2 protein-coding genes are annotated in these 1,269 nt (G+C 27.7%); both read right to left on the bottom strand.

Annotated elements, in window-relative coordinates; all coding sequences use genetic code 11:
- Positions 1-108: 108 nt before the first annotated feature.
- Entirely contained in the window at positions 109-651 is a 543-nt protein-coding gene (locus RT250_RS13460) for a hypothetical protein (RefSeq protein ID WP_313115404.1), read from the bottom strand.
- Positions 652-1,086: a hypothetical protein gene (locus tag RT250_RS13465; RefSeq protein ID WP_313115406.1), complete on the bottom strand. Its 435-nt coding sequence runs from the start codon at positions 1,084-1,086 to the stop codon at positions 652-654. It abuts the gene before it with no gap.
- Positions 1,087-1,269 lie beyond the last annotated feature (183 nt).

Below are 1,269 nucleotides of genomic sequence, written 5' to 3' on the forward strand. Positions count from 1 at the left end.
TGCTAAATCTGGACTAATATATGAGGATAGTTACAGAAGTACCATGGTGAAAAATTAATACATTTTTACTTGTTTTTTACCACAGTACTTTGTTGCCAGTAGTTATTTTCATCGTCTATTTCCCATTGGTGTGTAAATAGCTCTTACTGAATTCGATGTTCTATCGAAATAATCTTTTTCCTTTTTCAGTTTGGTTTTTTTCTTAAAGTTCTTCTTTTTCTTTATTAATGGTATTTGATAATCAATTTTATGCTCATCAAGATAAATTCTGTACTTTTTATTTATACCTCTTGAAAGATAGACTTTCAATTTTTGAATTGATTTTCTCGTATTTATTACCTTTAAACTTTTATCGTCTATTCCAAGTGGTTCTAAAATCGCAAGAACTTTATTTCTCAATTCATTCAGTTCCGTTTTCTTTTTATCTAATTTGAGTTTGTTTAGCTCCTTTTTAAGATTTATTAATTCAGTCTCTGTGTTTGTAATTTTATTTGTTAAATAATTAATGTCATAATCACAAATTATGTCCTCTTTGTTTTTTCTCTCAATATCAGAGTGTTGAATATCTATATGAGCTATAAACATTGATTTCGTGTGAGATTTATTTTTTTCACAAATAGGACATAAAAATTCAATTAGATTCTTTTTCATCTAACAACTTTGTTTAAAGAAATCAGTTTTCTTTTTTACAGATTCAATCATACTACCAATTGCGTGTCCTCTTGTTCCTCCTCCAGTTTTTTTCCAATTTTGCAAATAGTTATTTAAGTCAATTTGTAGGTTTTCTAATTGTTCTAATATTTCTTGCTTGGATTTACTTTCTTTGATAATTGGTTTTTTTTCAAAACCTTGATAAATCCATAAGCCAGCAAAAACAATAATCCAATAAACTGGAATTCCAATAAAAATGGATTCAATTACAAAATGAAATTCATCAAAGTGACTTGAAGAGCCTAATTCAAATAATGCTCCAATTATTGAAGCACCAATAAAAGTTCCAATTATTAATGACCTTCTAATTCCAGAGTTTAAACTTTTAAAATACTTAATCATTTTATTTCGGGTGTCGTTTTTAATTACTGGCAACGTGATTGTGTATGATTAGTGGCGTGTTTAAGTACCTAATTTAGCAAATACAAACCAAATAGAAAATCCGCGAGGATTTTCGTAAGTAGGCGAGAACCAGCCATTAATTATACACGTCTTAAGTTTACAATTCATTAAATTTAGATATAAATCAGAAAGAACAAAAGAGAGGAATAAGGTTAT

The sequence above is a fragment of the Aequorivita sediminis genome (genome assembly GCF_032080575.2).
Classification (GTDB): domain Bacteria; phylum Bacteroidota; class Bacteroidia; order Flavobacteriales; family Flavobacteriaceae; genus Aequorivita; species Aequorivita sediminis.

Excerpts from the sequence above, each read along its gene's own strand:
- RT250_RS13460 (WP_313115404.1), bottom strand. The coding sequence starts at position 651 with ATGAAAAAGAATCTAATTGAATTTTTATGTCCTATTTGTGAAAAAAAT.